General features: G+C 64.5%; 4 protein-coding genes and 1 riboswitch. Of the genes, 3 read left to right on the top strand and 1 reads right to left on the bottom strand.

Going from position 1 to position 7,838, the window contains the following annotated elements:
• Together BN1120_RS00780 and BN1120_RS00775 are read left to right on the top strand one after the other, a co-directional pair.
• Positions 1-466 (top strand): energy transducer TonB (locus tag BN1120_RS00780; protein WP_042014301.1); only part of this gene is annotated, 466 nt, incomplete at its 5' end.
• Between the two features lie 11 nt (positions 467-477).
• Positions 478-1,713, top strand: coding sequence for a tetratricopeptide repeat protein (locus BN1120_RS00775; RefSeq protein WP_042014300.1), 1,236 nt, complete (start codon positions 478-480; stop codon positions 1,711-1,713).
• Positions 1,714-2,053: 340 nt separating this feature from the next.
• On the opposite strand, the gene BN1120_RS00770 is transcribed toward BN1120_RS00775, so the two are convergent.
• Positions 2,054-5,092 (bottom strand): glycosyl hydrolase family 18 protein, encoded by a 3,039-nt coding sequence (locus tag BN1120_RS00770; RefSeq protein ID WP_052455389.1) that lies wholly within the window; start codon positions 5,090-5,092, stop codon positions 2,054-2,056.
• A gap of 112 nt (positions 5,093-5,204) precedes the next feature.
• A riboswitch (cyclic di-GMP riboswitch) is annotated at positions 5,205-5,288 on the bottom strand.
• A gap of 292 nt (positions 5,289-5,580) precedes the next feature.
• Between BN1120_RS00770 and BN1120_RS00765 the strand changes: the two genes are divergently transcribed.
• Positions 5,581-7,722 (top strand): ExeM/NucH family extracellular endonuclease, encoded by a 2,142-nt coding sequence (locus tag BN1120_RS00765; RefSeq protein WP_042014299.1) that lies wholly within the window; start codon positions 5,581-5,583, stop codon positions 7,720-7,722.
• Positions 7,723-7,838: the final 116 nt, after the last annotated feature.

Genomic DNA, 7,838 nt, shown 5'->3' with positions numbered 1-7,838 from the left:
GGAACTGCCCAAACCGCCGCCCCCGAACCGCCCGCCGCCCCCGCCCGAGATGGAGGTGGCGAGCACGGACAGGCCGCAGATGGAGAGCTCCCCCATGGACATGCCCAAACTCGACATCCCGGTCAACATCGGTGGCGGCAACGCCCTGGGTGCCTACAGCACCGGCGGCGGTGGCGGCGGCATGGGTGGCAACAACGGCGCCATCCCGATGGCAACCTTCGAGCCCATGATGCCCCGCAAGGCGGCCCTGGCCGGTCTCGCATCCGGCAAGGTACTGGTGGAGTTCACCGTCACCGAGCGCGGTACCGTGAGCAACATCCGCATCGTCAAGGAAGAGCCCCGCAGCTATGACCTCGGCAAGGCGGCGCGCCAGACCATTGCCAAGTGGACCTTCAAGCCGGCCATGGTGGACGGCAAGCCGCAGGCCAGTCGCATGCAGCAAGAGATCGAGTTTGCGACCAACTAAGGAGGGTGGCGATGAAAAAGTTACATACCCTGATCCTCGCCCCGGTGGCCATGGCGGTACTGCTCAGCACCGCCACCTGGGCCGCCGAACAACCCGCCCTGTCTGACCGCGCCTACCGCGCGGTCAACAAGGCCCAGGCGTTGATCACCGAGAAGAAATACGGCGAGGCCAATGCCAAGCTGCAGGAGGCGCTGTCCGGCGCCGGCGAGCGGGTCTACGACAAGGGGGTCATTTTGCAGACCCTGGGCTTCGTGGCGGCGCAGCAGGAGAAGTACGGTCAGGCGACCAAGTACTTCGCCGACGCCATCGCCACCGGCGGCCTGCCGCCCCCGGTGGCCCAGCAGGTGCGCTACAACCTGGCCCAGCTCTACATGGCGGAGGGGAACTTCAAGGGTTCCATCAACACCATGAAGGAGTGGTTCGCAAACCTCGGCAAGGACGAGAAGCCGACCCCGCACGCCTACATCACCCTGGCCAACGCCCATGTGCAGCTCAAGCAGTACCGGGAAGCCATTCCGGCGGTGGACAACGCGATCAAGCTCTCCGCGGGCAAGGCGCCGGAGTCCTGGTACCTGCTGAAGATGGCGGCCCACTACGAGCTGAAACAGTACAAGCCGGCCACCGAGGTGCTGACCGCCCTGGTGGACCGCTACCCGGAGAAGAAGAAGTACTGGACCCAGCTCTCGGCCATGCACATGCAGGCGGGCAACGATGCCAAGGCCCTGGCGGCACTGGAAGGGGCCTACAACCTCGGCATGCTGACCGAAGCCAACGAGTTGCAGCGGCTCGCCAACTACCTCGCCTTCGCCGGCATTCCCCACCGCGCCGCCCGCGTGATGGAGAAAGCCATGAAGGAGGGGCAGATCGAGAGCACCGCGGCCAACTACAAGACGCTGGCCAACTACTGGCATCAGGCCAAGGAGCTGGACCCGGCCATCGACACCCTGGCCAAGTCCTACAAGCTGGCCCCCAATGCCGAGCTGCAGCTCAAGATGGCGCGCATGATGATCCAGAGCAAGCGCTACCAGGATCTGGTGGCCTTCGCCGCCAAACCTGCCGCCAACGCCAGCGGCGAGCAGCGGGCGGACCTGAAGTTCCTGACCGGGGTCGCCTATTTTGAGCAGCAAAAGCCCAAGGAGGCGCTCTCCGCCTTCACTCAGGCCGCCCAGAATGGCAATGTCAGTGGTCGCGCTTCCCCCTGGATCAGCTTCTTGAAAGAGCAGCAGGGCGGCGCCGTCACCCAATAAAGCTGCGCGGCCCGGCTGGCGGGGCGGGGATCTCCCCGACTCGGCATCCGGGCCGCGACACATCGACAAGGGGGTCACCCCGCAGATTGCCTTGGTGGCAATTGGCCGCTCTTCGGAGCGGTCTTTTTTATGGCACCGCCCCTGCCCTTTCCCCCCCTTCTCCTGATACAAGGCACAAAAAAATCCGGAGCCTGGGCTCCGGATTGGGTCGTTGCGTTGCGAGAAAACAGGCCATGCAAAGTGCCGGCCTGCCGCTCAAACGGTCATCAGTAGCTGCACACCAGCTTCCAGCTGCCGTCGCCCACTCTGAGTTCGCTGCTGGTATAGCAGCCTGGACAACTCAGTAGCTGCACACCAGCTTCCAGCTGCCATCGCCCGCCTTGGGCTCGCTGCTGGTCCACCAGTTGGCCTGCCACACCGCCTTGCCGTTGGTCATGCGGTCGTTGCCATTGGCGTGATCCCCGCGCGGCCAGGTCGGATAGGCATTGTAGTCCGCCGGGTTGACGTTCTGGCTGGCACAGGTGGTGCCACCGCTGCCGCCGTCACCACCGCCACTGCTGCCCAGCACCGCCTCGGCCAGGGCCGGGAAGTCGGACTTCAGGCCTATGGTCTGACTGCCGGCAATCAGGCGCATGCCACTCGGCACGCCAGCAGCCGGCAGGTAGTAGGTCATGGCCACTTCCACGTCGGTGCCCGGCGTCCAGGCTTTCCAGGCCGGCAGCGTCAGAGCCACCTTGTGGAAGTCCTTCTCATTGGCGATGCCGTCCGAGTTCTGGTTGCCACCGCTCTCCACCACTTTCAGCCCCATGCCGCTCTGGTCGGTGATGGTGTCTGAGGTGGAGGTGGGGACCAGGAACTCGATGCGGGTACCGCCCGGAATGGTCTGGGTCGACTTGTTGGTGAGCTTGAGGGTCGGGTTGATCGGGTAGTTGGAGTCCCCTTCCTTGAATCCGGAGAGGCTCACGCCGATGTCGAGCTGGGCAGCCGGAGCCGGCAGATCATTCTGCTTCAGGGCCGCCTTGTCGGCCTTGCTGAACTTCTCGTAGGCGAGGCTGGTGAGGGTGCTGCCCATCACGTACTCGTTCTTCGCTGCGTCGAAGTCATAGTCCCCCGCCATCTCCCAGAACATGACGCCCCCCAGGCCCCGCTTGACGATGTAGTCGAGCTTGTGACCCATGGACTCTTCATCTTCGGTGGAGAGGAACACCTTCTTCTGCTCGTTCCAGAGCCAGGGCGCATGGGCCTTGTCGTCGTAGTAACGCACATACTGGCCTTGCATCACGTGGGCCGGGTTGTTGGGATCCAGACCCCAGGCCTGGCCGTAGCTCGGCAGGGTGGTGATGCCGAGGCTGGCCGCATGCTCCAGGTTCTTGGCATGCCACATGGGCACGGCGCCACCGCCAATCTCCTTGCCGTTCTTGTCAAGGTCATGCCAGATGTTGTCGATGCCCACCGCCCCGTTGCCGCACGGAATGGTGCTGCCACCGGTGCCCGGCTGGCAATCGCTCTGGCTCGGCAGCGCCGCCTTGCCACCCAGACCGTGGGTGCCACCGGTGACCCCCTGCCAGCCACGGGTGTAATAGGGCACCCCTATGTTGATCTTGCCCGCCGCCAGGGCACCACGGAAGTAGTGGGCCGCCCAGGCGGAGTTGAGATAGCCGATGCCGCCAAACTGGGCCTGGGTGTAGACACCCCACTGGGACAACTCGGGATCCGCCTTGTTGTCGAACAGGGCGGCGTTGTGACCGACGAAGTGGTTCCAGGCACCGTGGAAGTCATAGGTCATCAGGTTGACGTAGTCGAGGTACTGGGTGACCTGGAAGTTCTCCATGCCGCGCAGCAGGTAGGCCGAGGCCGGCGAGGCGATGGTCAGCATGTACTTGCGACCGTCCTCGGTGCCGGCGCTGTCGAGCTTGTTGCGCAGGGTCTTCATCAGCACTTCATAGTTCGCAAAGAGCTTGCCGCGACACTGGTTGGAGAGCGGGAAATCGTTGGGGTTGCCCGCATCCTTCATGGAGGTGGGGTACTCGTAGTCGATATCCACCCCATCGAAGCCGTACTGGCGGATGAAGCCCACCGCCGAGTCGGCAAAGGCGTTGATGCCGGCGGTGTTGACCGAGCAGTCGCCCTTGGTGGTGGCGGCGTAGAAGCCGCGGGTATCGGCCCAGCCCCCGACGGAGATGAGGGTCTTCACGTCCGGGTACTGCTTCTTGTACTTCGACAGCAGGTTGAAGTGACCCTGATAGGCAAACTCCGGATCCATCTCGGCGCCCGGCACCCCGTTCCAGGTCAGCTTGGTGGCGGCGTCATCCACCTTGATGGTGTGACTCTGCTCGTCCACCGCCGCGAAGGCGTAGTTGATGTGGGTGATCTTGTCCCAGGGAATGTCGCTCACCAGGTAGGCGGGCAGGCCGTTCTTGCCGGTGCGCCAGGAGGTGAAATACCCGATGACGCGGCGGCCGTGGTCATCCCCCATGCACTCGCTGCCGTCAGCGCGGTAGATCTGGCGCACGTCGCAGGAGAGGTTGCCGCCGGTGGGGGGCAGCGCCGCCTCTTCCACCTGCACGTCCACCTGGGCCGACTCGCCAGAGCGGTTGGTCTTGTCGGTCGCCACCAGCTTGAGGCCGGTCAGCCCCTTGTTCTGGGGCGTCCAGCTCAGCTGCCAGGGGGCGCTGGTGTCCTCGCCCACCTTCTGGCCATTCACGAAGAGCTCGACCTTGGCGACGTCGTCATTGGCGTCGGTGACATTGCCGCTCACGGTGAGGGCGCGGCCCAGGGTCACCCTGGCACCGGCGGCCGGGCTTGCGATGCTCACCCTGGGCGCCTCCGGCGCCACCACGGCGGCGACCTTGAAGCTCGAATCCGCCTCGCTCAGCACCTTGCCGTCTTTATCCAGCGCCCGGGCCTTGAGGGCGTGATTGCCCGCACCGGCGGCAGACCAGCTGGCACTCCAGGGAGAAGCCGTGGCGGTGGCGACCAGAGCGCCGTCGATGAGGTATTCCACCCGGGCGAGCGCCGTGACCGGGCCGCTCAGCGTCACCGCCAGGGCCACACTGGCCCCCTCGCTGACGCTGGCACCCACGGCGGGGGAGCCGATGGCGACGACCAGGGCCGGCGGCGGCACCTCGCCACCATACAGCTTCCAGGCATCGGCCCAGACCACCCCCACCCCGGGGGCGTAGTGGTAGGGGGACGCGCCGCACCAGCCGGAGTAAGGGAATTCCTTGCATTCATAGAGGGCGCCTGCGTTGCTGACGATGTCGCCAGCCTTGTAGGCTGTGCCGGCCTGATAGGCGGGGTAAGCGGCCTGCGCCCAGGCAGGGACGGCCGCAAGGGCGACCAGCATGGCAAGCCTGCTGGGCCTCAAGATCTGTTGCATATTGTTATCTTCCTTGTTTTGTCTTGGCTTCAATACCGGGAAAAGCGCAATCGCAACAGGGAACAAGGGAGCGACAACAGGCCATGGACGGGCCACAAACCCTCAAGTCACCCTGGGTAACCCCGCTGTCTGGCCCGGATGGGACAGATCGGAGGCTTTGCGTCCCGGCATCACTGCCGGTTTGCCCTTTGCCTGGGTTCCGTGAGGAACGGCTCGAGTATAGGAAGCAAGTGACCACTGCTCAATCTTTATTCTCGAAGGAAAATATGTGAATGCTGGCCGCCTCACACTTTTCGCTCCCACCTGATGACAAATAGATCATCAATATCAAACTGTTAGCCACGTCAAAAAATGGCAAATGGGCTCCTTTGTCTCCTCATAATGTGCGTTGGTTCACTGGTCAGAGCTGCCAGAAATGTGACAATGCGCGCCCTTGGCCACGATGCCAAGGCTATGGAAACACTGGCAAAAATAAAAAAGGAATACCCATGAAAGGAACACCTACCCTGCTGTCGCTGGCCGTGGGGCTCGCGCTCGCGTCCCCGTCTCTCTACGCCGCCAGCTTCAGTTGCCCGGCCGACAGTGCCCTCACCCCCATCCCCGCCATCCAGGGCAGCGGCGACAAGAGCCCCCTCGTCCCGGACGATCAGTTCGAAAGCGCCCAGAGCGTCTCGGTCAAGGCGGTGGTCTCGGGTCTGGGCGAAAGCCTCAACAAGGGCTTCTACCTGCTGGATGTGCAGGGGGACGGCAACCCCGAGACGTCGGACGGCATTTTCGTCTACCTCAACGACAAGAACTTCGCCAGCAAGTACCCGGACATCCAGCCGGGCGCCCTGGTCTGTCTGGAGGCCAAGGTCGAGGAGTATTACGGCCACACCCAGCTCAAGCCCCTGTTTGACGGCAGCACGCCGCGCCTGACGACCCTGGCCCAGGGCGCCGCCCCGGCCGCCAGGGCGCTGCGGGTACTGGAGGGGGAAACCCTGGCCCGAGCCCTGGAGCGTCACGAAGGGATGCGGGTACGCCTTGACGCCGACAGCGCCCTCAAGATAAGCCGCAACTTCAGCTACGACTATGCCGCCCGGCGCAACAACCTGGTGCTCGCTCACGGCGCCCCGCTGATGAAGCCGACCCAGCTCCATGTGGCAAGCAGCCCCGAGGCCGTCGCGCTGGCCGAGGCCAACGCCAGCAACCGGGTCTTCCTCGAGTCGGACGTCAAGGCGGGGGACGGCAAGCTCCCCTGGCTGCCCGCCTGGGAGCCGGAGCAGGGTTACCTGCGCATCGGCGATGCCCCGGTCAACCTGGAGGCCATGGTCGGCTACAGCTACAACGAGTACCGCCTGATCGTGCCCCGGGATCAGACCATCACCGCGGGGGATCTGCTGCGCACCGGCGACAACGACCGCCAGAGCGCCCCGGCCCGCCTGGATGGCACTGACCTTCGCATCGGCAGCTTCAACGTGCTCAACTACTTCACCAGCCACTCCAGCGTGGGGGGTGCCCTCAACGTGCTCTGCGCGGATCAGGCGGATGCGGACAGCGCCAAGGGCTGCAACCGCGGCGCCAAGAGCCTGGAGGAGTTCCAGTTGCAGCGCGCCAAGATCGTCAACGCCATCACCGAAATGGACGCCGACCTGCTCGGCCTGATGGAGATGGAGAACAACGGCTTTGACGAGCACGCCGCCCTCCACGATCTGGTGGAGAGCCTCAACGCCAGGCAGAAGGAGGCGAGCAAGCACTACGCCTTCGTCACCCTGCCCAAGGCCCTGCTCACGGAGGATCGCTTCTTTGGCGGCGACGCCATCATGGTGGCCATGATCTACCGCCCCGCCCTGCTCACCCCGAGCGGGGATGCCGACGTCATCCCCCTGCCCCAGCAGCGCTACACCACGGGCGGCGTCACCAAGAGCGCCGGTCAGCGGGACTCCCTGGTCCAGCGCTTCACTGTGGCGGGCAGCGACGCCCCCCTGACCCTGGTGGTCAACCACCTCAAGTCCAAGGGGTCGGGCTGCTATGAGAACGGGGATGGCAAGACGGAGCCTGCGGATCTGCAGGGCAAGTGCACCGAGTTTCGGGTGAGCGCCGCCAAGGTGCTGGGGGAGGCGGTGAGCAAGATGCCGGGGCAGGTGCTGCTGGTGGGGGACTTCAACTCCTACGCCAAGGAGGATCCCATCCGGGTGCTGACCGACTATGCGCCGGTCGCGGGGGAGCGCCAGATCCGCTCCGCCTCCCACACCTACATCGGCGACAAGCCCTATGAGCAGATGGGCCAGACGGTGGCCAAGGGCTACGGCCTGGTGGATCTGAACGTCAAGTTCAACCAGGAGAAGGCCATCTCCTACAGCTACGAGGCCGAGCTCGGCACCCTGGATTACGCCCTCGCCAACCCGGCGCTGGCAGACAAGGTGGTGGCGGTGGCCGACTGGCACATCAACTCGTTCGAGAGCAACCTGTTCGAATATGGCAGCGCCTACACCGGCGATCTCATCAAGTCGGACAACCCCTTCAGCGCCTCGGACCACGACCCCGTCATCGTCGACCTCAAGCTCAAGGAAGCGAGCAAGGGGGGTGGCGGCGCCATGGGCGCCCTGCTGCTGGCCCTGTTGCCGCTCGCCTGGCGGCGTCGTCGCTAAGACGCGGCATCCTCGATGCCAGGTGCAAAGCCCGCGATGATCGCGGGCTTTTTTTGTGCCAAGGCCATTTGAAAAACAAATGTAAAAGGCCACATCATGGGATGAATAAATGCCCT

The sequence above is a fragment of the Aeromonas caviae genome (genome assembly GCF_000819785.1).
Taxonomy (GTDB): Bacteria; Pseudomonadota; Gammaproteobacteria; order Enterobacterales; family Aeromonadaceae; genus Aeromonas; species Aeromonas caviae.
This window is presented reverse-complemented; position numbering and strand designations above follow the sequence as displayed.